The following is a 23,197-nucleotide window of genomic DNA, read 5'->3' as shown; positions in this document are numbered from 1 at the left end:
GCATCAGCCTTTCTGGCAACGGGTCGCCCCAAGGGGCGGCCCGTTGGCGTTGCGGCGGATAAATTGCACAATTGCGGCGCAGGCAGGATTTGTGCAGGGTGATGGGCGCGCAAACAGGATGCAGATATGACCCGCTACCCCAGAGATTTTCGCGGCCACGGCGCGACGCCGCCCTACGCCGCTTGGCCCAATGACGCCCGGATCGCCGTGCAATTCGTGCTCAATTACGAAGAGGGGGGCGAAAACTGCCTGCTGCATGGTGATGCGGCGTCAGAGGCATTCCTGTCCGAGATTGTCGGCGCAGCCCCCTGGCCGGGCCAGCGCCATTGGAATATGGAAAGCATCTATGACTACGGGGCACGGGCCGGGTTCTGGCGGTTGCATCGCCTGTTCACCGGCGCGGATATCCCTGTCACGGTATACGGCGTCGCCTCCGCTTTGGCGCGCGCGCCCGAGCAGGTTGAGGCGATGAAAGACGCCGGTTGGGAGATCGCCAGCCACGGGCTGAAATGGATCGACTACAAGGACCACAACGCCGCGGATGAACGTGCCGACATTGCCGAAGCCATCCGCCTGCATACCGAGGTTGTGGGGGAGGCACCGCAGGGCTGGTACTGCGGGCGCACATCGGTGAACACCGTCTCCTTGGCGGCACAGACCGGCCGGTTCGACTATATTTCTGACACCTATGACGACGATCTGCCATATTGGATGGAGATCGACGGCCGGGAGCAATTGATTATCCCCTACACGCTCGACTGCAACGACATGCGCTTTGCCACGCCGCAGGGTTTCAACTCGGGCGATCAATTCTATACCTATCTGCGCGATACCTTTGATGCGCTTTATGCCGAAGGCACCCAAGGCCAGGCCAAGATGATGTCCATCGGTCTGCACTGCCGTTTGATTGGACGTCCCGGACGGGTGCAGGCGTTAAAACGGTTTGTCGAGTATATCAAAGGGTTTGAAGGGGTCTGGACGCCGCGCCGGATTGATATTGCCGACCACTGGCGTGCGGTGCATCCCCCCGCGCTGCGCGGCTTGCGCCCCAGTCAATTGTCGCGGTCTGATTTTGTCGCGGCCTTTGGCGGGATATTCGAACATTCCGCCTGGATCGCCGAACGCGCGTTTGAGCTTGAACTTGGCCCCGCCCATGACTGCGCGGCAGGATTGCACAATGCCTTAACCCGAATGTTCCGATCTGCAACCTACAACGAACGGCTTGGCGTGTTGACGGCGCACCCGGATCTTGCAGGCAAACTGGCCGCTGCAAAACGGTTGACGGCAGAAAGCACTGCAGAACAGGCCAGCGCAGGATTGGATGCGCTCACTGATGCAGAACGCAGCCGGTTTGAGGAGCTGAACACCGCCTATGTGGCCAAACACGGTTTCCCTTTCATCATCGCGGTGAAGGATCACGACAAAGACGGCATTCTGCGGGCCTTTGAAACGCGGATCAGCAATGACACCGACACCGAATTTACCACTGCCTGCAAACAGGTCGAACGCATCGCGCGTCTTCGGCTGGAGGATATGTTTTGACCTATGCGTTCCCCCCCGGCGGCCTGCCGGATCAATCCGTAAACCCCGAAGGCGCGGCGGTCTTTACCGACGCCTATGCGGTGATCCCGGCGGTCACCCAGCGCGACATCGTCACCAGTTTTCTTCCCGGTTGGAAAGGCATGCGTATGTGGGTCTTGGCCCGCCCGCTCAGCGGTTTTGCAGAGACCTTTTCCCAATACGCGGTCGAACTGTCCGCGGGCGGCGGTTCAGACACGCCCGAAGTGGATGACGAAGCGCAATCCGTTCTATTGGTCACGGAAGGGCAATTGACCCTCAACATTGATGGGAAAACCCATAAGCTGACAGAGGGCGGCTATGCCTACCTTCCACCTGATACTGTCTGGACCCTGTGGAATGACGATGCCGGACTGTGCAAGTTTCACTGGGTGCGCAAGCGCTACGTTGTGGCCGATGGTGTTGATGTGCCGCCCCCTTTCGTGACTTCTGACAAGGACGTGGCCCCGATAGAGATGCCCGATTGTAATGGTGTCTGGGCCACCACACGATTTGTCGATCCGTCCGATCTGCGCCACGACATGCATGTGAACATCGTGACGTTTCAGCCCGGCGGCCGCATTCCCTTTGCCGAGACCCATGTGATGGAACATGGGTTGTATGTGCTGCAAGGCACGGCGGATTATCTGCTGAACAAGGACTGGGTGCCTGTCGGTCCCGGCGATTTCATGTGGCTGCGTGCGTTTTGCCCGCAGGCCTGTATCGCCACAGGCAAGGAACCGTTCCGCTATCTGCTGTACAAAGACGTGAACCGTCACATGCCGCTATGACCCGTGAGATCACGGCGGAACCATTGACCGCCGAGGCCTTTGCCCCCTTCGGTGATGTGCTGGAGCTGCGAGAGACGCCAGACAAAATGATCAACGCGGGCCTTTGTGGCCGTCATCATGATCTGGCGGCACTTGATTTTGGGCCAGATGGCCGCGCCGGGATCAGCCTGTTTGACGCGCAGCCGCGCAGCTTTCCTTACGAACTGACGCTGCTAGAGCGTCACCCCGAAGGATCGCAGGCTTTCATGCCGCTGACAGAACACCCATTTTTGGTGATCGTCGCGCCCGACCTTGAGGGCAATCCGTGCAGGCCGCGCGCCTTCCTGACCGCCCCGCATCAGGGCGTCAATTTTCACCGCGGGACATGGCATGGGGTGCTGACGCCGCTGCATGCGCCGGGGCTGTTCGCGGTGGTGGATCGCATCGGAGCGACACCAAATCTGGAAGAAATATTTCTTGATCCACCGTATATTGTGGTCCCATAGTTGCTGCGACCCGGAAAAACCGGGCGAAAAACAGCAAGACAGGGACAGAAAATGACAGATACCTCCTCATCGGTCGGCTATCACGACCCTTCGAACACACCGCCACTTGGCCAAGCGATCCCCTTGGGATTGCAGCATGTTTTGGCGATGTTTGCCTCTAACGTCACGCCATCCATTATTGTCGCCGGTGCCGCCGGTCTGGCTTTCGGCGGGCCAGAGCAAGTTTACCTGATCCAGATGGCAATGCTCTTTGCCGGGATTGCAACGCTCTTCCAGACTGTCGGTTTTGGGCCGGTTGGTGCGCGGCTTCCGATCATGCAGGGCACCAGTTTTGCCTTTGTGGGTGTGCTGGCCGGGGTCGCCGCGACCCAAGGTCTCGGTGTGGCGCTGACTGCCTGTATCATCGCGGGTGTGATCCACTTTCTGCTTGGGTCGGTGATTGACAAGCTGCGCTGGCTTTTTCCGCCCTTGGTGACTGGCCTCGTGATCCTCGCCATCGGTCTTTATCTCATCCCGGTCGCCATCAAATACGCGGCGGGCGGTGCCGCGACGTTTCAGATGCAGGCCGAAAGCTTTGGCTCCCTGATGCATTGGACCGTGGCCCTTTCGGTGGTGATTGTCGCGCTGGCGCTCAAGTTTTTCACCAAAGGAACGCTCAGCAATGCGGCTATCCTAGTGGGTCTGATCGTTGGCTACATCGTCGCCTACCTCAGCGGCATGGTCAGTTTCGGCGCGGTCTCCAAGGCAAGCTGGTTCACAGCAATCAAGCCACTGCCTTACGGGTTTGAATTCTCGCTCGGCGCTGTCATCGCCGTCACGCTGGTCTCGATCGTTTCTGCGATTGAAACCGTGGGGGATACCTCCGCCACCACCAAGGCAGGCGCAGGGCGCGAGGCCACAGACGCCGAAATCACCGGAGCGACCTATGCTGACGGTCTGGGCACAGCGGTCGCCGGTGTCTTTGGCGGTTTGCCAAACACATCCTTCAGCCAGAACGTGGGCATCGTCGGCATGACCGGCATCATGAGCCGCCATGTGGTGACGATTGGCGCATTGGTTCTGATCCTGTGCGGGCTTGTTCCAAAAATCGGCGCTGTCATCGCGTCCATGCCCCTGCCGGTCTTGGGCGGCGGTGTGATTGTGATGTTTGGCATGGTTGCGGCTGCGGGCCTCAATGTGCTGAGCGAGATCAACATGAACCGGCGTAATATGGTGATCATCGCTGTTGCGCTGGCGGCGGGTCTGGGTCTGAACCTTGTGCCGACAGCAGTGCAGTATCTGCCAGGCGTTGTGAAAACACTGGCTACATCCGCGGTTGCCCCTACGGCATTGGTGGCGATCGTCCTCAATCTGGTATTGCCTGAGGAAATCTAGGCAAACTCACAGACACGCCCCCTTGCGCGGGCGTGTCTTTCCCGTTCTTGTAGCGGGACGATTTTTTGACCGGAGCCTTCCCCATGTACGATCTCGCCGCCATCTCCAGCTGGATAGAGTTTGCCGTGCGTTGGGTTCATGTGATCACCGCGATTGCCTGGATCGGATCGTCATTCTACTTCATCGCATTGGATCTCGGCTTGCACCGCGACCGCAATCTTGTCTCCGGCGCCGATGGTGAGGAATGGCAGGTTCACGGCGGCGGCTTCTATCACATCCAGAAATACCTGATCGCCCCGGACCAGATGCCTGGCGATCTGATCTGGTTCAAATGGGAAAGCTATGCAACCTGGCTGTCTGGGTTCGCCCTGTTGGTGCTGGTCTATTATCTGGGTGCAGAATTCTATCTGGTCGATCCCTCCGTGGCGGATATCGGCACGGTCCAGGCGGTTCTGATTTCGCTGGCCTCGCTGACCTTTGGCTGGATCGCCTATGACCAGATCTGCAAAAGCAAGTTTGGCGACGACAACACCCGCCTGATGATCCTGCTTTATGTGATCCTTGTCGGGATGGCCTATTTCTATACCTCGGTGTTCTCAGGCCGGGCGGCGCTGCTGCATCTGGGGGCGTTCACGGCCACGATCATGTCGGCAAATGTGTTCTTTGTCATCATGCCGAACCAGCGGATTGTGGTCGCGGACTTGCAGGCCGGGCGCACGCCGGACGCCAAATACGGCAAGATCGCCAAGCAGCGCAGCACCCACAACAACTACCTGACATTGCCGGTGATCTTCATGATGCTGAGCAATCATTACCCTCTGGCCTTCGCCTCAGAGATGAACTGGCTGATCGCGGCGCTGGTGTTCCTGATGGGCGTGACAATCCGGCATTATTTCAACACAGTGCATATGCGGGCGGGCAATCCGATCTGGACATGGTTGGTCACGGCGCTGATCTTTGTGGTGATCATGTGGCTCTCCACCGCGCCGATGTTCCAAGCGGCGGAACGTGAAGAGGCGCATGGCCCTGCCCTGCGCTTTGCCAAGGCCGAAGGGTTTGCGGACGTGCAGGATATCGTCATGGGCCGGTGCAGCATGTGTCATGCCGCTGAACCTGCGTGGGAAGGGATGCATTGGCCGCCCAAGGGCGTGCGGCTTGAGACCGAACACCAGATCGCCATGGCCGCCAAGGAAATCTATTTGCAGGCGGGGCTGACCCACGCCATGCCCCCCGCCAACCTCAGCTATATGCAACAAGATGAACGGGCACAGATTGTGGCCTGGTATATCGCCGCCACAAAATAGCTGGGGATAACCCGGTTTCGCCCCGATATCCGGGTTTAAGAATCGGGCGCTCCCATGCTAGGTTTTGCGCTATGGCGCATCCCAACCCCAACATAAGCGAAAATCAGCCCGTCATCCGGCAACTGGACGACGCTGCAATCAACCGCATCGCCGCAGGCGAAGTGGTAGAGCGGCCTGCCTCTGCGGTCAAAGAACTGGTCGAAAACGCTGTTGATGCCGGTGCCAGCCGGATCACGGTGGAATATGCGGACGGCGGCAAGACATTGATCCGGGTCACGGATGATGGCTGCGGCATTGCGCCGGATGATCTGCCGCTGGCCCTGTCGCGCCATGCGACCTCCAAAATTGACGGCTCGGACCTGCTGAATATTCACACCTTCGGCTTTCGTGGGGAGGCATTGCCGTCTCTCGGCGCGGTGGGCCGGCTGACCATCACCAGCCGCGCCGCAGGACATGAAGGGGCAGAGGTCACGGTGAGCGGCGGCAAAATGGGTGCAATCAAACCTGCGGCCCTGAACGGCGGCACCGTTGTCACCCTGCGAGATCTGTTTTTTGCAACGCCCGCACGGCTCAAATTCATGCGCACCGACAGGGCCGAGGCGCAGGCGATTGGCGATGTGGTCAAACGATTGGCGATGGCGGAACCCTTTGTGCAGATCGTGCTGCGGGATGTCTCTGGTGACGGAGCAGGGCGCGAGGTGTTTCGCGCCGATGCGGAGCAGGGCGATTTGTTCGATGCCCTGCATGGCCGTTTGGCGCGGGTATTGGGGCGCGAATTTGCAGACAATTCGTTGCGCATCGATGCGGAACGCGAGGGGCTGCATCTGACTGGTTTTGCCGCGCTGCCGACCTATTCGCGTGGGTCTGCAGTGGCGCAATATCTGTTCGTGAATGGCCGTCCGGTGCGGGACAAACTGCTGACTGGCGCACTGCGCGGTGCCTACTTCGATTTTCTCAGCCGCGACCGGCACCCGGCGGCGGCGCTGTTTTTAGACTGTGATCCGACGCTGGTAGACGTGAACGTGCATCCTGCAAAATCCGAGGTGCGGTTTCGCGATCCCGGTCTGGCGCGTGGGTTGATCGTTTCGGCGCTGCGTCACGCGCTGGCCAATGCCGGGCATCGCGCCTCGACCACGGTCGCGGGGGCCACCCTTGGCGCGATGCGTCCTGAACCCACCGGCGCACGGGTTTATCAGATGGATCTCCCATCAACAGGCGCACGGCAGGCGGCCTATGACGCGCAAGCGCCGGGTTTCGCCGAGACCGCTGGGATGTGGGGCCGTGTCGAAACTCCGCCGGAAGAGGTAGTCGAAACCCAAGATCCCGCGCAGCAATATCCGTTGGGCACAGCCCGCGGTCAGGTGCATGAAAACTACATCATCGCGCAGACCGAAACGGGCATGGTCATTGTCGATCAACACGCGGCCCATGAACGGCTCGTCTATGAAAAACTCAAGACCCAGATGGCCGAAAACGGCGTCGCGGCGCAGGCGCTCCTGATCCCCGAGATTGTGGAACTGTCCACAGGCGACTGCGCCCGTCTATTGGACCTGGCGGACGAGTTGCAAAAATTTGGGCTGGGCATCGAAGCCTTTGGCGGCAGCGCCATCGCAGTGCGCGAAACACCCGCGATCCTTGGCACGGTGAACGCCCGCGCGATGGTGCTTGATATCCTGGATGAACTGGCCGACCAGAACGACAGCAACATCCTGCAGGCGCGGATCGAGGCGATCCTCAGCCGCATCGCCTGTCACGGCTCGATCCGGTCGGGCCGCTGGATGCGGGCCGAAGAGATGAACGCGCTGCTGCGCGAGATGGAGGCGACCCCGCATTCGGGGCAATGCAACCACGGCCGGCCCACTTACGTAGAACTCAAGCTGGCCGATATTGAACGGCTCTTTGGACGGACATGATCACAATCGCAGGGCAAACATATCAATGGGGTGATCCGCAGGTCACAGCGGCGCTGATCGGGGCGGGGGTGATCATGTTGATCTTGATCCTGCTGATCATGGCGGTGCGGGCGGCGGGGCGTTCGGCCCAGATGGCCGCGCCGCTGGCACAGCAGATGCAGATCCTCGGTGGCCATGTGCAACAGCTCGGCGCGGGCCAGGAACAATTGCGCGGCGGTCTGCAGACGGTGTCTGACACACAAGCCAACGCACAGGCCCAGATGATCCAAAGCATCGAAACGCGCATGGCCAATGTGCAGCAACAGATGCAAGACCGGCTGGCTGACAATGCAGCCAAATCCGCACGGGCCTTGGCGGAGATGCAGGAACGGATGAACCACACCCTGCACGGCTCGGCCAAGCAGACGACAACCAGTTTGACGCAGTTGCAGGAACGGCTGGCCGCGATCGACAAGGCGCAGGACAATATCACCAAGCTGAGCGGAGATGTTCTCAGCCTTCAGGACATTCTCAGCAACAAGCAGACCCGCGGTGCCTTTGGCGAAATCCAGCTGCATGATATCGTGTCAAAGGCGCTGCCCTCTGACAGCTATAGTCTGCAAGCAACCCTGACCAACGGAAAACGCGCCGATTGCCTTATCCATCTGCCGAACCCACCGGGGCCGATTGTCATCGACAGCAAATTCCCGCTGGAGGCCTATGAGGCACTGCGCAATGCCAAGACGGATTATGAGTTGAAAGAGGCCGTGGCCAAGATGAAAGTCTCGGTCAAGGCCCATATCAAGGCGATCTCGGAGAAGTATATTCTGGAAGGTGAAACCGCAGATGGCGCGTTGATGTTCCTGCCGTCAGAGGCAGTCTATGCCGAATTGCACGCCAATTTCCCCGAACTCATTCGCGATGGTTTTGCCGCACGGGTGTGGATTGTATCGCCAACCACCTGCATGGCGACGCTGAACACCATGCGGGCAATTCTGAAAGACGCGCGAATGCGAGAACAGGCGGGCGCGATCCGCAAGGAACTGGGCGCGTTGCACGGCGATGTGGAACGTTTGGTGACGCGCGTTGGCAACCTCGATCGGCACTTCGGTCAGGCCCGCAAAGACGTGGACGAGATCATGATCAGCAGTGAAAAGGCGGCCAAACGCGCCGGCCGCCTGCACAACTTTGATTTTGAAGAACTGTCCAAGGACAGTGCGGAAACCACGGTTGTCCCGCTGGCCAAGCCTGACGTCTGATCACACCGTAGCGAGATGTTTGGCAAAGGTCGCTTCGGCCCGCGCCCAAACGCCTGCCTGATCCCCGGCCAGCGACCGCAAGGTTGGCAGCAGTTGCCCGGCGTAGTCCTGCGCGCTTTCAAGCGGCAGCATTGAGGGCAGGTTGTCGATGGCCGTGACATCCAGCGGTGGATTGTCATGTACCCGCAGCGCCGGTTCCGCCCAGGTGGTGGTCTTGTCATAGACCTGCACGGGGTTGAAATCGCTGTCCGGATCACAGGCCACATCACCAATCACCCGCAGCTTGCGCGGGGCGGTTGGCGCATCAGGGCGCACGAAGGGTGGCGTGTTTGGACCGGCCAGAATGCAGTTGAAAAACAAGGTGTGATCCAGAATTTCAGGATAAGGTCCGCCATGCGCTGTCTCGGCCATGTCCCATCCGGTGACGCTGACATCCATCGCTTTGCACAGATCCGCCGCGCCGGTGCCAACGCGTCCCAAGGCGCCGATGATCAGGGCATCGGGGGCTTGATCCATGAACGGTGTCAGCTCCCTGCGCAGGGCGTCTTTCATCGCATCGGCGTTCGGATAGGGCGTCACTGGCCCAGCCACCTCGCCCCTTTGCTGCGCGGCCCAGCATTTCAGGGCAACCGCCGCACCGGCAAAACCGGCCCAATAGCCAAAGGCCGCCACGCGCCGCCCGGTTTCATCGGTCAGATACTCCAGATCCAGCAAGGTACCGCCGCCCGCCTTGAACCGTTTGAGCAACGCCTGCCCGGCAGATTGGCCCTTGAAGGCATGGCCAAACATGATGTGCCGGTGCGGCAGGGGCGTGCCATCTTCGGGCAGTTCCTTTAGGCCAAAGATAATCGCATCTGCGGGGGCATCGGGCCAACTGTAGGCAGGCGCAATGGTGCAGCCGACCTTTGCATAATCATCGGTCGCAATCACCCGGCTGTCAGAAGCCTCTACCGTCACGGAAAACCCTACCGCCAGCAGCTCTGCCGCGCCTTCGGGGGTCAATCCGACACGGGTTTCATTGTCGCGCTGTTCGGCGCGGACCCAAAGATGTGGCGTGGTCATAGCATACCCTTTTCACGAATGGTCTTAACACTGTCCCGCGCGTCCATGCGGCTGAGGAAAGCATCAATGGCCGGAAAGTCCTTGCGGGGCACGCCATCCCCTTCCATCCAGTTGCAGACGATAAACAGATACAGATCGGCGATGCTGATCCGGTCCCCCAGAACATAATCACCGCGCAGGCAATCGGATTGCACATATTCCGCGCAGGCCCGCACGGTTTGCGGGACTTTCGCCTGCATGTCGGCATGGCTTTCTTGTTTGTCGGCCCAGCGGCTGCCCCGCATCTTGTGGGCATGGGCGACATGCATGGTCGACGCCAGGTAGAACATCACGCTGCGCATGTGGGCGGCGTCTTCGATATCCGACGGGATCAATCCGGCCTGCGGCGCGAGATCGGAAATATACTCAAGCAAGGCGCCCGTTTCCGTCAGGATTGTGCCTTTCTCAGTGATCAAGGCGGGCACACGGCCTTTGGGATTGATCGCCAGATAGGCCGGCTTGGTCTGCGCGGCGGTGGCAAAATCCACCTTCTCCAGCTCATAGGCCAGACCGGTCTCTTCAAGGCCAAGGGCGACTGCTATCGAGATCGTACCGGGGGCGTAATAGAGTTTCAGCATGAGATCACCTTTTAGATATGTGTCTGGGCAAGACGCCTGTCGGGGGTTTCCAGATGCGGCACTGCGTTGAACAGAACCGGCGACCAATGCCCGCCAATTGGGAACAACCGATGCATGGACGTGTGCATGATCGCCAGCGCCATACGGGCCATGGCCGGCACACTAAGGCCCATCGCCTGTGCCATCACCATCGAGATCAGACCGCCCGATGTGACCACCAATGCAGGCCCATCCCCAGCCGCGATATCGCGCAATGCGCTTTCGATCCGGTCGTGAAAATGCTGCCAGGTTTCCGGCGCGCCCTCCAGCTTGCCAGATTTCCAGTATTCGAAAACGGTTGGCAAGTGGGACGTAAAGCTGCCTTGTTCGGTCGGGAAAGGCACGCCGTGTTGCTCTTCGAGAAGCGTCGCAAGCGTAAAATACTCAAGCTCGTTCAACCGCGCGTCACGTTCGGCAACCAGACCGGTCGCCATCCCGTCCGCCGTTTCGCGGTGGCGGATCAAAGTGCCGGTAAACAGTCTTGTGTGATGGCTTCCGGCCTCACGCAGGTAATGGCCCAGCCACGCCGCCTGTTCGTGGCCCAGATCGCTAAGCCGGTCATAGCTGACCTCGTCCTTGGCGCCGGAATTGGCCTGCCCGTGGCGGATAAGAGTGATATGCGACATGTCTGAAAATCCTTCTTGCGACTTTGATAGGGCAGCAAGGGCCAAGTGAAAAGCCATCCGCGCCAATACGAAACCTACGATCACCGCCAACGGGCGGTTTGGCGCAAATTTGGGGCAGGGCGTCGGGAATGGGACTCCCGCAAAAACCGACAATTGGCTATAGAGGCAGCAGCGCTTTTCAGGAGGACAGGATGGCGGACAAGATCACATTCACGCTCGACGGCGAAAAAGTAGAGGCCGAAGCGGGCTTGACGATCTGGGAAGTGGCCAATGGTCGCGGCCTGAAGATCCCGCATCTGTGCCACAAACCTGCACCTGGCTACCGGCCGGACGGCAATTGCCGCGCCTGTATGGTCGAGATCGAAGGCGAACGCACGCTGGCGGCCTCCTGTATCCGCGAGCCCAGCGAAGGCATGGTCGTCACCACAAACAATGCCCGCGCCGAAAACGCCCGCAAAATGGTTATGGAACTGCTGGTGGCAGATCAACCCGCACCCGAAGTGGCCCATGACAAATCGAGCCACATGTGGGATATGGCCGCGTTGAACGGCGTCAGCGAAAGCCGTTTCCCCAAGATCGAAGAGGGACGCATCCCGCTGCTGGATGACAGCCATGTTGCGATGTCAGTCAATCTGGATGCCTGTATTCAATGTGGTCTCTGCGTTCGCGCCTGCCGCGAAGTGCAGGTCAATGACGTGATCGGCATGTCGGGCCGCGGCCATGACAGCTATCCTACTTTTGATATGGCAGACCCGATGGGCGCCTCCACCTGCGTGGCCTGCGGCGAATGTGTGCAAGCCTGTCCGACAGGGGCATTGATGCCGTCTACTGTGGTGGACGAGAACCAGGTCGGTGACAGCGCCGATTTCGACAGTGAAGTCGACAGCATCTGCCCGTTCTGCGGTGTGGGCTGCCAGATCTCGCTCAAGGTCAAAGACGGCAAGGTCAAATATGTCGAGGGCATCAACGGCCCCGCGAACGAAGGACGGCTTTGTGTCAAAGGTCGCTTTGGCTTTGACTATATCCACCACGATCACCGCCTGACCAAACCGCTGATCCGGCGTGACGATGCGCCTGCCAAGGGATTGAACGTTGACCCCGGCAATTGGCAGGAGTTCTTCCGCGAAGCGTCATGGGATGAGGCTCTGGATTTTGCCGCCAAGGGGCTGAAAGACATCGGCGGCACCGGCGTTGCGGGCTTTGGCTCTGCCAAATGCACCAACGAGGAGGCTTATCTGTTCCAGAAAATGATCCGCCAGGGGTTTGGTCACAACAACGTCGACCACTGCACCCGTCTATGCCACGCATCCTCTGTTGCGGCGCTCATGGAAAACGTCGGTTCCGGCGCGGTGTCTGCGACGTTCAACGAAATTGAGAATGCGGATGTGGCGATCGCCATCGGCTGTAACCCGATTGAAAACCATCCCGTCGCGGCAACCTATTTCAAGCAGTTCACCAAACGTGGTGGCAAGCTGATCGTCATGGATCCGCGCGGTCAGGCGCTCAAACGCTTCTCCAGCCATATGCTGCAGTTCCGCCCCGGCACCGATGTTTCGATGCTCAATGCGATCATGCATGTGATTGTCGAAGAGAACCTCTTTGATCAGCAATATATCGAGGCCTACACCGAGAACTGGGAAGCCGAGAAAGAGCACCTCAAGGATTTCTCGCCAGAGAAGATGGCGGAGGTCTGCGGTATCGACGCTGAGACCCTGCGTGATGTGGCGCGGACTTTTGCGGGTGCCAACGCCGCGATGATCTTCTGGGGCATGGGGGTCAGCCAGCACATCCACGGCACCGACAATTCGCGCTGCCTGATCTCGCTGGCGTTGATGACTGGCCAGGTGGGTCGCCCCGGTGCGGGGCTGCATCCGCTGCGCGGCCAAAACAACGTGCAAGGTGCCTCTGACGCGGGTCTGATCCCGATGTTCCTGCCCGATTACCAACCGGTCACCGATGATGGAGTGCGCAGCGCCTTTACCGAAGTGTGGAAAAGTGAGGACTTTTCCAACCAGAAGGGTCTGACCGTCACCGAGATTATGGACGCGGTGCATGATGGCGATATTCGCGGCATGTATGTGCTGGGTGAAAACCCGGCGATGTCGGACCCCGATGTGGAACATGCGCGGGACGCCCTGGCCAAGCTGGAGCATCTGGTGGTGCAGGATATCTTTATCACCGAAACCGCGAACTATGCTGATGTGATCCTTCCGGCCTCGGCCTTTGCAGAAAAGTCCGGCACGGTGACAAACACCAACCGTCAGGTGCAAATGGGCCGACCCGCTGTGCCGCCCCCCGGCGAAGCGCGTGAGGACTGGTGGATCGAGGTGGAACTGGCGAAACGTCTGGGTCTTGGCTGGGATTATGAAGGCCCCGCCGATGTGTTTGCCGAGATGAAGCAAAACATGAAGTCGCTGAACAATATCACATGGGATCGTCTCGCGGTCGAAAATGCGGTAACCTATCCGTCGCTCTCACCCGAAGATCCCGGTCAGCCGATTGTGTTTGGCGATGGCTTTCCGCGTGCCGGTGGCCGCGCGAAATTTACGCCTGCCTCGATCATTGCCCCGGATGATGTGCCGGATCAGGATTACCCGATGATTCTGACCACCGGTCGCCAGCTCGAGCATTGGCATACCGGGTCGATGACTCGCCGCGCCAGTGTTCTGGACGGGCTGGAGCCAGAGGCAAACTGTTCTCTGCACCCCTCCACCTTGCGCAAGCTGGGTGTGGTTCCGGGCGATCATGTGCGTTTGACGACCAAACGCGGTTCGATCGAGATCATGGCGCGCGAAGACCGCGCCGTATCGCCGGACATGGTGTTCCTGCCCTTTGCTTATGTCGAGGCGGCGGCGAATATTCTGACCAACCCTGCGGTGGATCCTTATGGCAAGATCCCCGAGTTCAAGTTTTCGGCCGTGAAGGTTGAAGCGGCGAGCACGCAGGTGGCCGCCGAGTGATCCAAAGGTGCGCCTGACGGCGCATTCGATATTATTTGGTTGATGAGGGGGCATTGCCCCCTCAAACTCCCCCAGAGTATTTTTTTGCCAAAAAGAAAGAGGGGGGCATCATGCAGATAGATGCAGCGCGATTCCTTGCGGATCTTCATGCTTTGCGCGGATTTGGTGCGTCTGGCGTGGGCAAAGGCGTTGTGCGCCCGGCCTATTCGGCGCCTGATCTGGCGGCACGTGATTGGCTTGCAGGCCAGATGCGCGCGGCGGGTCTGACCGTTGCAGTAGACCCCATGGGCAATCTCTTTGGCTTGGCGGAGGGGCCGTCGATCTTGCTTGGCTCGCATTCTGACAGCCAGCCGGAAGGTGGATGGCTGGATGGTGCGCTGGGCGTGATCGCGGGATTGGAGGTGGCCCGCGCCGCACAGGAGGCGGGCGGGCCTGCGGTCTCCGTGGTGTCGTTTCAGGATGAAGAGGGCCGGTTTGGCGTGACCACAGGATCGGCGGTCTGGGCGGGGCATCTTTCACAAGAGACTGCTGATGCGCTGACAGATCATGCGGGCGTGCGGCTGGCCGATGCGCGGGTCGCCATGGCAGACCGGGTGACGGGTGACGTTGATCCATGCCAGTTCACTGGCTTTATCGAGATGCATATCGAGCAGGGACCAACGCTGGATACTGCAAATGAGCAGATTGGCGTGGTCACGGATATTGTCGGCATCCGTGAAATGAAGATCACCTTTGACGGCCAGCAGAACCATGCGGGTACAACGCCCATGCATCTGCGCCGTGATGCGTTTCAGGCGGTCTCGGCGTTCAACACATTGCTGAATGACCGGCTGCGCAATGTAGTGACGCCCAGCACGGTTTGGACCATCGGGCATGTGTCCTTGCATCCCAATGCCTCTTCCATCGTGCCGGGGCGGGCAGCGTTTTCAATGCAGTGGCGCGATGGAAATTCAGACCGTTTGGACCGGATGGAGCAGATCATCCGCGACACGGCCCATGAGGTGGCGCTGGCGGGTGATTTGACGCTGGACTATGGGCCGCTGTTGGGGCTGGAGCCGGTGGCGATGGATGCGCGGTTGCGCGGGGCATTGGAGGCGCAGGCCGAAGCGGTGGCGCCGGGGCGCTGGCGGGGAATGCCGTCGGGGGCGTTGCATGACGCCACAAATGTATCGCGCCTGATGCCTGTTGCGATGCTGTTTGTGCCGTCCATTGATGGGATCAGCCATGCCTTTGAGGAAGACACAAATGAGGTGGATCTGGTGGCCGGGCTGAAGGTCTTGGCCGGGGCAGTTGCGCAGTTGGGTTAGGTCCAGCTGACGTCGCCGAGAAAGATATAGCCCGCGCCATAGATGGTCTTGATCAGCTGCGGGTTCTTGGGGTCTTCGCGCAGCTTGGTGCGCAGCCGCGAGATGCGGACGTCCATGGCCCGGTCAAAGCTTTCGGAGGCCGCGCCGCCAAGGCTTTCTTGCATCTGCGTCCGGCTGATCAGGCGTTTGGGACTGTCGAGAAACAGGCGCAACACCTCGCCTTCGGCATGGGAAAACGGGGTTTCACCACCTGCGTCATCCTCAAGGATGTAACGGTCAAAATGCGCGGTCCAGCCGCTGAAGCTGGCTGTGTCACCGGCCTGGGGGGCGGGTTTGGTGTTGCGCAGGCGGGCGCGGATGCGAGCCACCACTTCGGCCGGGTCGAAAGGTTTGATGATGTAGTCATCTGCGCCCAACTCCAACCCCGTGACACGATCCTGCACCTGAGATCGGCCCGAAATGATGATCACGATTGCACCCTGTTCCAGCGCGAGGCGATGTACGAGGGTTAGCCCATCGGTGTCAGGCAAGCTGAGGTCCACGAGGCAGACATCGGGGGTATGTTTGGCCAAAGCCGCCTCGAACGCGTGGGCGCGGCCAAAGCTGAGAGTTGCAAAACCAGCCTCTTCGAGCACGTCAACAAGCATGCGGCGGATCTCCGGCTCATCGTCCAGAATAGTGACAAGCGGTTTGGTCATTCGGCAGCAACCTCATTGGGGGTGATCAAGGCGGCCAGATCGGCGGCGGTGAAGGGTTTTTGCAGGACCGGTGCAAGGGTTTGCGCCTTGAGGAACAACGCGTGATCCTTGGGCAAAGAGGTCATCAAGATGAATGGCAGCTTGCGGTTCACCCGTCCTGCCAGATCAAGGCCCGTTGCCTCACCGATCAGTTGGATGTCAGACAGTACCATGGCAATATCGGGCAGGTCGGCGAGCAAGGCCGTGGCCTCATCCGCGCTGGTGGCTTCGATCACCGAATGGCCAAGGCTCATTAACATATCACGGACGCCAGCGCGTAGATCGTCTTCGTCTTCCACCAGCAGGACCATGCCCGTGGTGGCATGAAGCGCCGGGCGATAGGGCAGGCGCAGCACCACCTGCGCCCCGCCGCCCCTTCCATTGGACAGGCGCAGATCGCCCCCCGCGGATTTGGTCAGGTCATAGACCATCGACAGGCCAAGCCCCGATCCTTCACTGCCCTTGGTGGTGAAAAACGGATCAATGCCCTTCTCCAGTGCCTTGGCAGAAAACCCCGGCCCGCTGTCTTGCATTACCCATTCGATCCAGGTGTCGTGCACAATGCGCTGTGCGAGGGTGATATGTCCGCTTTTGCCGCAGGCGTCGCGGGCGTTCAGGATCAGGTTCAACAGGCTGTCCTGAACCATGCCTTTGTCCAGCAGAGCGAGGGTTTCTGGCGCTTCATCCAGCACCGTGAGGGTCATGCCATCGGGCAATGTGGGGGCGGCCAAGGTTTCAAAATCACGGAGAAAAAGGCTCAGATCAGTGGCCGTGGGGCGCAGGGCTCTGGGGCCGGTCACATCCGCAATCGCGCTGAGCAGGGCTCCGCCGCGCCGCGCCACAGCCAGAGTGCCTTCGATCAGTTCATCCGCGGCGCCGGGCATATCCGGCAATCGGCCAAGCCGGGATTGCAGGCCGAGGATAATGGTCAGAAGATTGGAAAAATCATGCGCCAGACCGGAGATCATTTGTGCGGCCAATTCCCGTTTGCGGGTTTGCTGCAGAGCAACGCGGGTTTGGGTTTCCTCGGTGATGTCCATCGACAGAATGTAGATGCCGCCACGGGTGTCAGGGGTAAAGGCGACACGGATGCGACGGGCGCTGTGATCGTCGGTAAATTCAAGCACAGATGGATCACCGGCATAGGCTTTGGCCAGCGATGGTGCAATGCGTTCATAGGCGGAAGCGCCCAAAGCCTGACGACTGGTTAAGCCTATGATATTACTAGGTCTTCCGGGGATAACTGACGACAATCTGCGGTTCGAATAGGTGTAGATGCCATCGGCGTTCACATGCGCAATATGGGCTGGCATCATCTCGGTGGTCAGGCGGGTGCGGGCTTCGCTTTCGGTGAGCTGACGCTTGGTCTCTTCAAGCGTTGTGATCATCGCCGCCAGTTCGCGGTTGGTCGCTGACAATTGTTCGGCATGGGCCAATACCTGATCGCTCAGGGCGTCGGACCGCGCCCGCAACAGCGCCTCTTGTTGCTTGGTGCGGGTGATGTCGGTGTAAACCGTGACCCAGCCGCCCTGAGGCAAAGGGGAGCCTTCCACGCTGATGGTGCGGCCATTGGCGCGGGTCCGTTCCATGTAATGCGGTTTGAAAGCGCGGGCCTGTTCGACCCGTTCGGTGACGAACTCCTCAAGATCCGAGACATGGCCATATTCGCCGCGTTTTGCCAGATGGCGGATCGTGTCTTCAAACGGGGCGCCGGGCGTGACCAGTGCATCGGGCAGATTGAACATCTGCTGAAACGGGGCGTTGCAGACAACAAGGCGCAGATCGGAATCATAGATTGTCAGGGCCTGTACGATCAGGTTCAGCCCTGCGGAAGTCATCGCCTTGGTTTGTGCATCGCTCAGTGTCATTGTGCCCCCTGCCTTATCGCTAACACCCAAAACGGGCATGCGCCAAGGGTGCAAACAGGTCTTTTTGCTGTGTAACAATTCGTAAGGATTGAGAAAACTTCAGGAAAAAGTTGACCGTCAGTCTAATCCCAACATCCTTGTGAGGAAGAGAATCGCACAAGTGATCTGGCTCGCCAAAGTGGCGGGTATGGGAGGAATACAAATTGGCCAAGCCGCTGACGCGCGCCGACGGACCGCAGTCCGTTCCGGCGCTTTTGCAACGCAACGCAACGAAATTCGCGAATGCCCCGGCGTATCGCGAAAAGGAATATGGCATCTGGCAAAGCTGGACCTGGGCTGAAACCCACGAGGAGGTTCAGGCGCTTGCACTGGGGTTGATGAACCTTGGCGTGAACGAGGGTGACTTTGTCGCGGTGATCGGGCGCAACCGTCCGTATCTTTACTGGGCAATGGTCGCCGCCGAGATGGTCGGTGCCGTGCCTGTTCCGCTTTATCAGGACGCCAACGCCGAAGAGATGGCTTATGTTCTGGGGCATTGCGGCGCGCGGTTTGTGATCGTTGGTGATCAGGAACAGGTCGATAAGGTGATCGAAGTGCAGGAAGGTCTGCACCAGTTCGAACATCTGATTTACCTCGATCCGCGCGGCTTGCGCAAATATGACCACACGACATTGCACCAGTACAGCCATGTGCAGGATCAGGGCCGCGCAGCCCATGACGAATACATCAAAGAACTGGAGCGCCGCACGGCCAAGCTGGATTATGACAGCACCGGCGTGATGCTTTATACCTCCGGCACCACCGGCAAGCCCAAGGGCGTTGTTCTGTCAAACCGCAACATCATTGAAACGGCGAAGTCTTCGTCTGAGTTTGATAACCTGCGTCAGACCGATGATATCCTGGCCTATCTGCCGATGGCCTGGGTGGGCGATTTCATTTTTTCCGTTGGTCAGGCGATGTGGACCGGCTTTTGCACGAACTGCCCGGAAAGCGCAGAAACGATGCATGTCGATCTGCGCGAGATTGGGCCGACCTACTACTTTGCTCCGCCGCGCGTGTTCGAGACCCAGCTGACCAACGTCATGATCCGCATGGAAGACGCCAGCCCCTTCAAAAAGCGCCTGTTTGATTATTTCATGGCCCATGCCCGCAAGGTTGGCCCCAGTATTCTGGATGGCAAACCCGTTGGCGGCTGGGATCGCCTGAAATATCAACTGGGCGAATTGTGCATCTATGGGCCGCTGAAAAACACGCTTGGCTTTAGCCGTGTGCGGGTTGGCTATACAGCGGGCGAGGCGATTGGCCCCGAGATTTTTGATTTCTACCGCTCGCTTGGGATCAACCTCAAACAGCTTTATGGTCAGACCGAAGCAACCGTGTTTATCACCGCGCAGCCCGATGGCGAAGTGCGCAGTGACACCGTTGGCGTGACCTGTCCGGGTGTCGAACTGAAGATCGCGGACAATGGAGAAGTGTTCTACCGGTCTCCGGGGGTGTTTGTGGAATACTACAAAAACGCCGAAAGCACGGCAGACACAAAAGACGCCGAAGGCTGGGTCGCGACGGGCGATGCGGGCTTTATCGAAGAGGGTTCCGGCCATCTACGGATCATCGACCGGGCCAAGGACGTGGGCCAGATGGCAGATGGATCGCTCTTTGCGCCGAAGTATGTAGAGAACAAACTCAAGTTCTTCCCGAATATTCTGGAGGCCGTGGTCTTTGGCAATGGCCGGGATGAATGCACGGCCTTCATCAACATTGACCTGACCGCCGTTGGCAACTGGGCCGAGCGCAACAACATCGGCTATGCCTCCTATCAGGAACTGGCGCGCCATCCGCAGGTAATGGACACGATCCAAAGCCATGTAGAAGAGGTTAACAAATCGGTGGCAGAGGACGCGATGCTGTCGGGCTGCCAAGTCCATCGGTTTGTGGTTCTGCACAAAGAACTGGACGCGGATGACGGCGAACTGACCCGGACCCGCAAGGTGCGCCGCCGTATCATCGAGGAAAAGTTCCACGACATTATCACCGCGCTTTATGACGGGTCCAAATCCGTCAGCACCGAAACCGAAGTGACCTATGAGGATGGCCGTAAAGGCAGCATCAAGGCCACATTGGAAGTGCGTGAAGCCAAAGTGGCACCTGTGGCCCAAAAGATGGCTGCGGAATGACAGGGCAAACAAGGCCCGCATGGATGGAACGGCAAAGAATTGAACTCAGGGTAAAGGGGGGCGCGGTGTGAACGCAACTGCAGAAAGCTATACCACCGAAGACGGGCGCACGATCGGGCCTGTGGTGATGGAGATGAAAAACATCACCCTCCGTTTTGGCGGGGTGGAGGCGATTAAGGATATCTCCTTTGACATCCGCGAAGGCGAGATCCGTGCGATCATCGGCCCGAACGGCGCCGGCAAATCGTCAATGCTCAATGTGATCAGCGGCTTTTACGTCCCACAGGAAGGCGAGGTCTGGTACAAAGGCAGCCGCCGTCCCGCGATGAAACCGTTTCAGGTTGCCGAGCAGGGCATCGCCCGCACATTCCAGAACATCGCCCTGTTCGAAGGGATGTCGGTGCTCGACAATGTGATGACCGGCCGTTTGACCCATATGAACACTGGCCTGTTTGCCCAGTCCTTTTGGAAGGGCAAAGCCGAGCAGGAAGAGATCGCCAACCGCGAAGTCGCGGAAAAGATCATCGATTTCCTGGAAATTCAGGCGATCCGCAAAACGCCGGTTTCGCGTCTGTCCTACGGTTTGAAAAAACGTGTGGAACTGGCGCGGGCCTTGGCGGCGGAGCCATCGATCCTGCTGCTGGATGAGCCGATGGCAGGCATGAACGTCGAAGAAAAAGAGGACATGAGCCGCTTTATTCTGGATGTGAATGACGAATTCGGCACCACGATTGCCCTGATCGAACACGACATGGGCGTGGTTATGGACCTGTCCGACCGTGTGGTCGTGATGGACTACGGTAAGAAGATTGGCGACGGCACACCTGACGACGTGCGCAACAACCAAGACGTGATTGATGCCTATCTGGGGGTGGCCCATGACTGAGCATTTGATTGAAAAGGGAGCATTCTGATGCCCGAACAACTGGCTTTTACAATCGAAGTGTTCCTCAATGGCCTGATGGCCGGGGTTCTTTATGCGCTGGTCGCGCTGGGCTTTGTCCTGATCTACAAAGCGTCTGGCATTTTCAACTATGCCCAAGGGGTTATGGCGCTGTTTGCGGCGATGACGCTGGTCGGTATCCAGAACGGACAAGTGCCGTTCTCGCATTTGATCAATGCCATTTTGGGCACCGATGTGCACCATTTTGGCTGGCATGTGCATTCCGCCATCGCGATTATTATCACCGTTGCGGTGATGGTGCTGCTGGCGGTCTGTGTGCAGCGGTTCGTGTTCCGGCATCTGGTCGGGCAGGAACCCATCATCCTGTTCATGGCAACCATCGGTCTGGCATATTTCCTCGAAGGGGTTGCCGATCTGATGTGGGGGTCTGAGATCAAGTCGCTGAACGTCTGCGCGGCAGAGGGCGCGTGCCTTCCGCAAGGTCTGAACCTCTGGATTGACGAGACAACCTATAACGCCTTCGGTTACGGCTTCTTTATCGACAACCTCGATATTGTCGCCAGCATTGTTGCGGTCGTCCTCGTGGTTGGTCTTGTGATGTTTGCCCAATACACCAAGCAGGGCCGCGCGATGCGGGCCGTGGCGGATGATCACCAGGCGGCTTTGTCTGTGGGTGTATCGCTTAACTTTATCTGGATCCTGGTCTGGTCGCTGGCAGGTTTTGTCGCGCTGGTGGCGGGCATCATGTGGGGTGCAAAATCCGGCGTGCAGTTCTCGCTGTCGCTGATCGCGCTCAAGGCACTGCCGGTGCTGATGCTGGGCGGCTTTACCTCGATCCCCGGCGCAATTGTCGGTGGCTTGATTATCGGTGTGGGTGAAAAGCTCTTTGAATTCCTGATCGGCGCACCCTTCCTTGGCGGTGCGACCGAGAACTGGTTTGCCTATATGCTGGCGCTCTTGTTCCTTGTCTTCCGGCCGCAAGGCCTCTTCGGGGAGAAGATCATTGAGCGTGTTTGAAAACACCACATCGCAGCAGCGGTGGGCGCAAACCCACCCGACCGAATACTTGAGAGGGAGCTTCTAAATGTTCTACCGTGAAGCCGGCGATTTCAACACGTCCTACGCCGAGGACCAGCAGACATTCCCGATCAAATTCGACCGTTACCGGTACTATGTGGTGCTGTTTATCGCGATCTTTGTGATCCCGTTCATCATCAACGATTACTGGGCAAACTCGTTCCTGTTGCCGTTCCTGATCTACGCAATTGCGGCCATCGGACTCAACATCCTTGTGGGATATTGCGGTCAGGTCTCGCTTGGCACCGGTGGGTTCATGGCGGTGGGCGCATATGCCTGTTACAAGCTGATGACGGCGATGCCCGATGTCAGCATGTTCATCCACGTTCTGCTTGCGGGGCTGATCACAGCCGCAGTGGGGGTTCTGTTTGGCCTGCCATCGCTGCGGATCAAAGGGTTCTACCTTGCGGTGGCGACACTGGCGGCACAGTTCTTTCTGGTCTGGCTCTTCAACCGTGTGCCGTGGTTCTACAACTACTCTGCCTCTGGCCAGATCAACGCACCTGAGCGTGACACCTTTGGCATCCTGATCACTGGCCCCAATACCGAGGCCTGGGCGACCTATATGTTCTGCCTGATCTTCACCATCGCATCGGCGCTGGTGGCACGGAACCTGACGCGCGGCTCTGTCGGGCGCAAATGGATGGCGATCCGCGATATGGACATCGCCGCCGAAATCATCGGGGTGAACCCGCTGCGGGCCAAACTGACGGCTTTCGCGGTGTCCTCGTTCTTTATCGGTATCTCGGGCGCGCTGTTCTTTGCGATCTATCTGGGCGCCGTGGAAGTTGGCGAAGCCTTCGGCATCACCAAATCTTTCCTCGTGCTCTTCATGATCATCATCGGCGGCCTTGGCTCCATCTTTGGTTCTTTTGCTGGCGCGGCTTTCCTTGTGTTGTTGCCGGTGCTGTTGAAAATTGTCGGCGTGGATTGGCTGGGATGGCCCACGGATATCGTCGCACACTTGCAGCTTGTTATCGTGGGTGGTCTGATCGTTGTATTCCTGATCGCGGAACCACATGGCCTGGCACAACTGTGGCGCGTGGCCAAAGAGAAACTGAGATTGTGGCCCTTCCCGCACTAGGGAAGGCCATGGGAAGACGACGGGGCGAACCCCGTCGATGGCGGGGTGACCCCCGCCCTACGGAAATCGGATAATATCCA

General features: G+C 59.0%; 18 protein-coding genes. 13 read left to right on the top strand and 5 right to left on the bottom strand.

The features are described from left to right. Positions 1–126: 126 nt before the first annotated feature. From puuE to K3754_RS17680, 7 genes are all read left to right on the top strand, one after another. A complete protein-coding gene (gene puuE, locus K3754_RS17710; protein WP_259938987.1) occupies positions 127–1,542 on the top strand; it encodes an allantoinase PuuE in 1,416 nt (471 codons plus the stop codon). Further along, positions 1,539–2,348, top strand: a complete 810-nt coding sequence (locus tag K3754_RS17705) for a bifunctional allantoicase/(S)-ureidoglycine aminohydrolase (protein ID WP_259938986.1) — start codon at positions 1,539–1,541, stop codon at positions 2,346–2,348. The genes puuE and K3754_RS17705 overlap by 4 nt, the downstream gene beginning before the upstream one ends. Next, positions 2,345–2,833 (top strand): ureidoglycolate lyase, encoded by a 489-nt coding sequence (locus K3754_RS17700; protein ID WP_259938984.1) that lies wholly within the window; start codon positions 2,345–2,347, stop codon positions 2,831–2,833. Before K3754_RS17705 ends, K3754_RS17700 begins: the two co-directional genes overlap by 4 nt. Positions 2,834–2,884: 51 nt before the next feature. Further along, positions 2,885–4,207 carry a uracil-xanthine permease family protein gene (locus K3754_RS17695; protein ID WP_259938982.1) on the top strand — a complete coding sequence of 441 codons (1,323 nt, stop codon included), beginning with the start codon at positions 2,885–2,887 and terminating at the stop codon, positions 4,205–4,207. Between the two features lie 83 nt (positions 4,208–4,290). Beyond that, positions 4,291–5,511, top strand: a complete 1,221-nt coding sequence (locus K3754_RS17690; protein ID WP_259938980.1) for a urate hydroxylase PuuD — start codon at positions 4,291–4,293, stop codon at positions 5,509–5,511. A 71-nt stretch (positions 5,512–5,582) separates the two neighbouring features. Further along, positions 5,583–7,424, top strand: a complete 1,842-nt coding sequence (mutL, locus tag K3754_RS17685) for a DNA mismatch repair endonuclease MutL (protein WP_259938979.1) — start codon at positions 5,583–5,585, stop codon at positions 7,422–7,424. Continuing rightward, positions 7,421–8,662, top strand: coding sequence for a DNA recombination protein RmuC (locus tag K3754_RS17680; RefSeq protein WP_203209835.1), 1,242 nt, complete (start codon positions 7,421–7,423; stop codon positions 8,660–8,662). The genes mutL and K3754_RS17680 overlap by 4 nt, the downstream gene beginning before the upstream one ends. Here the strand turns inward: K3754_RS17680 and K3754_RS17675 are convergent, their stop codons facing one another. From K3754_RS17675 to K3754_RS17665, 3 genes are read right to left on the bottom strand one after another with little or no spacing between them, the layout of a single operon-like run. Beyond that, the gene (locus K3754_RS17675) at positions 8,663–9,724 is read right to left on the bottom strand and encodes a saccharopine dehydrogenase (RefSeq protein ID WP_259938976.1); all 1,062 of its coding nucleotides are present in this window, start codon (positions 9,722–9,724) and stop codon (positions 8,663–8,665) included. It lies immediately after the preceding gene. Further along, positions 9,721–10,341 carry a glutathione S-transferase family protein gene (locus tag K3754_RS17670; RefSeq protein WP_259938975.1) on the bottom strand — a complete coding sequence of 207 codons (621 nt, stop codon included), beginning with the start codon at positions 10,339–10,341 and terminating at the stop codon, positions 9,721–9,723. The genes K3754_RS17675 and K3754_RS17670 overlap by 4 nt, the downstream gene beginning before the upstream one ends. An 11-nt stretch (positions 10,342–10,352) precedes the next feature. Continuing rightward, complete coding sequence (locus K3754_RS17665; protein WP_259938972.1) at positions 10,353–11,006, bottom strand: histidine phosphatase family protein; 654 nt, start codon at positions 11,004–11,006, stop codon at positions 10,353–10,355. Positions 11,007–11,197: 191 nt separating this feature from the next. Between K3754_RS17665 and fdhF the strand changes: the two genes are divergently transcribed. Both fdhF and K3754_RS17655 read left to right on the top strand, forming a co-directional pair. Further along, positions 11,198–13,966 (top strand): formate dehydrogenase subunit alpha, encoded by a 2,769-nt coding sequence (gene fdhF / locus K3754_RS17660; protein WP_259938970.1) that lies wholly within the window; start codon positions 11,198–11,200, stop codon positions 13,964–13,966. A 110-nt stretch (positions 13,967–14,076) separates the two neighbouring features. After that, positions 14,077–15,273 carry a Zn-dependent hydrolase gene (locus K3754_RS17655; protein WP_203209839.1) on the top strand — a complete coding sequence of 399 codons (1,197 nt, stop codon included), beginning with the start codon at positions 14,077–14,079 and terminating at the stop codon, positions 15,271–15,273. On the opposite strand, the gene K3754_RS17650 is transcribed toward K3754_RS17655, so the two are convergent. Together K3754_RS17650 and K3754_RS17645 are read right to left on the bottom strand one after the other, a co-directional pair. Then, entirely contained in the window at positions 15,270–15,971 is a 702-nt protein-coding gene (locus tag K3754_RS17650; protein ID WP_259938967.1) for a response regulator transcription factor, read from the bottom strand. The genes K3754_RS17655 and K3754_RS17650 overlap by 4 nt on opposite strands. After that, positions 15,968–17,878 (bottom strand): PAS-domain containing protein, encoded by a 1,911-nt coding sequence (locus tag K3754_RS17645; RefSeq protein ID WP_259938965.1) that lies wholly within the window; start codon positions 17,876–17,878, stop codon positions 15,968–15,970. Before K3754_RS17645 ends, K3754_RS17650 begins: the two co-directional genes overlap by 4 nt. Positions 17,879–18,081: 203 nt before the next feature. Between K3754_RS17645 and K3754_RS17640 the strand changes: the two genes are divergently transcribed. The 4 genes from K3754_RS17640 to K3754_RS17625 all read left to right on the top strand — a co-directional run bounded on the left by K3754_RS17640 (position 18,082) and on the right by K3754_RS17625 (position 23,117). Beyond that, positions 18,082–20,052: an AMP-binding protein gene (locus K3754_RS17640; RefSeq protein WP_259938963.1), complete on the top strand. Its 1,971-nt coding sequence runs from the start codon at positions 18,082–18,084 to the stop codon at positions 20,050–20,052. 127 nt (positions 20,053–20,179) lie between these two features. Next, complete coding sequence (locus K3754_RS17635; protein ID WP_238936727.1) at positions 20,180–20,938, top strand: ABC transporter ATP-binding protein; 759 nt, start codon at positions 20,180–20,182, stop codon at positions 20,936–20,938. A gap of 27 nt (positions 20,939–20,965) precedes the next feature. Beyond that, positions 20,966–21,973 carry a branched-chain amino acid ABC transporter permease gene (locus K3754_RS17630; RefSeq protein WP_259938960.1) on the top strand — a complete coding sequence of 336 codons (1,008 nt, stop codon included), beginning with the start codon at positions 20,966–20,968 and terminating at the stop codon, positions 21,971–21,973. A 67-nt stretch (positions 21,974–22,040) separates the two neighbouring features. Next, entirely contained in the window at positions 22,041–23,117 is a 1,077-nt protein-coding gene (locus K3754_RS17625; protein WP_037907039.1) for a branched-chain amino acid ABC transporter permease, read from the top strand. Positions 23,118–23,197 lie beyond the last annotated feature (80 nt).

The organism is Sulfitobacter sp. M368 (assembly GCF_025141875.1).
In the GTDB taxonomy this organism is placed as follows: domain Bacteria; phylum Pseudomonadota; class Alphaproteobacteria; order Rhodobacterales; family Rhodobacteraceae; genus Sulfitobacter; species Sulfitobacter mediterraneus_A.
The sequence above is the reverse complement of the archived record's forward strand: the minus strand, read 5'-3'. Positions and strand labels throughout refer to the sequence as shown.

What these genes read in the sequence shown, in the direction of transcription:
- K3754_RS17625 (WP_037907039.1), top strand. Translation starts at nt 22,041, where the DNA reads ATGTTCTACCGTGAAGCCGGCGATTTCAACACGTCCTACGCCGAGGAC.
- K3754_RS17635 (WP_238936727.1), top strand. Translation starts at nt 20,180, where the DNA reads ATGGAGATGAAAAACATCACCCTCCGTTTTGGCGGGGTGGAGGCGATT.
- K3754_RS17690 (WP_259938980.1), top strand. Translation starts at nt 4,291, where the DNA reads ATGTACGATCTCGCCGCCATCTCCAGCTGGATAGAGTTTGCCGTGCGT.
- K3754_RS17630 (WP_259938960.1), top strand. Translation starts at nt 20,966, where the DNA reads ATGCCCGAACAACTGGCTTTTACAATCGAAGTGTTCCTCAATGGCCTG.
- mutL (WP_259938979.1), top strand. Translation starts at nt 5,583, where the DNA reads ATGGCGCATCCCAACCCCAACATAAGCGAAAATCAGCCCGTCATCCGG.
- K3754_RS17700 (WP_259938984.1), top strand. Translation starts at nt 2,345, where the DNA reads ATGACCCGTGAGATCACGGCGGAACCATTGACCGCCGAGGCCTTTGCC.
- K3754_RS17650 (WP_259938967.1), bottom strand. Translation starts at nt 15,971, where the DNA reads ATGACCAAACCGCTTGTCACTATTCTGGACGATGAGCCGGAGATCCGC.
- fdhF (WP_259938970.1), top strand. Translation starts at nt 11,198, where the DNA reads ATGGCGGACAAGATCACATTCACGCTCGACGGCGAAAAAGTAGAGGCC.
- puuE (WP_259938987.1), top strand. Translation starts at nt 127, where the DNA reads ATGACCCGCTACCCCAGAGATTTTCGCGGCCACGGCGCGACGCCGCCC.
- K3754_RS17675 (WP_259938976.1), bottom strand. Translation starts at nt 9,724, where the DNA reads ATGACCACGCCACATCTTTGGGTCCGCGCCGAACAGCGCGACAATGAA.
- K3754_RS17645 (WP_259938965.1), bottom strand. Translation starts at nt 17,878, where the DNA reads ATGACACTGAGCGATGCACAAACCAAGGCGATGACTTCCGCAGGGCTG.
- K3754_RS17655 (WP_203209839.1), top strand. Translation starts at nt 14,077, where the DNA reads ATGCAGATAGATGCAGCGCGATTCCTTGCGGATCTTCATGCTTTGCGC.
- K3754_RS17695 (WP_259938982.1), top strand. Translation starts at nt 2,885, where the DNA reads ATGACAGATACCTCCTCATCGGTCGGCTATCACGACCCTTCGAACACA.
- K3754_RS17680 (WP_203209835.1), top strand. Translation starts at nt 7,421, where the DNA reads ATGATCACAATCGCAGGGCAAACATATCAATGGGGTGATCCGCAGGTC.
- K3754_RS17665 (WP_259938972.1), bottom strand. Translation starts at nt 11,006, where the DNA reads ATGTCGCATATCACTCTTATCCGCCACGGGCAGGCCAATTCCGGCGCC.
- K3754_RS17670 (WP_259938975.1), bottom strand. Translation starts at nt 10,341, where the DNA reads ATGCTGAAACTCTATTACGCCCCCGGTACGATCTCGATAGCAGTCGCC.